Here is a 593-nt window from a genome sequence, read left to right as displayed (position 1 = left end):
ACGCAAGATATCAACCAGAGACATCCACTTGCGCCTCCAGTCCGTGACTCTCCATGCCCGTGCCATTGAACTCACCGCGTCCAAGCTGGCAAGCAGCGCCCTGGCGCAAACGCCCGCGGCGCATGGCACCACGCAGAAGAACGACCCCTTCGTCGCCCAGGCCGAAGCTGCCTATGTGAACCATTTGGCGGCCGAGAAGGCGGGTGACGTGGCTCTCTACAAGCAGACCCGGGCCAAGGGCGCCATCGATGAGACGGTGGCCAACCTGCGCCAGCGCGGGGCCTCCGAAAAGGACTTGTCCGCCGCCCTGAAGCGCGGGGCGCCGTACTCCACGTCGCTGGACGGCTACCGCTTCCTCAAGGCCGACGGCGTGGGTGGCGCGGGGCGGCTGTTCTATCGCAAGGATTGGAAGAACGGCGACATGGAGATGGTGGACTTCCTGGGCTACGTCACCCGCTGGGAGGACGGTCGCTGGAAGGTGGACTGCGTCATCAACGCCACCGGCACCAAGCTGGGCATGGGCTCGGCCGGCAAACTGCAGGAGCGCACGGTGGATGAGGTGACCGAGCATCGGTGCCTGGCGTTGAAGTGAG

Annotated in this window: 1 protein-coding gene; it reads left to right on the top strand. The window is 65.4% G+C overall.

Annotated features, from left to right (window positions below; translation table 11 throughout):
* Positions 1–592, top strand: a 592-nt coding sequence (locus tag AC1DU6_RS34945) for a hypothetical protein (protein WP_477863126.1), incomplete at its 5' end; no start/stop codon positions are given.
* Between the last annotated feature and the right edge of the window lies 1 nt (position 593).

Source organism: Roseateles sp. P5_B10 (assembly GCF_056400485.1).
The sequence above is the reverse complement of the archived record's forward strand: the minus strand, read 5'-3'. Positions and strand labels throughout refer to the sequence as shown.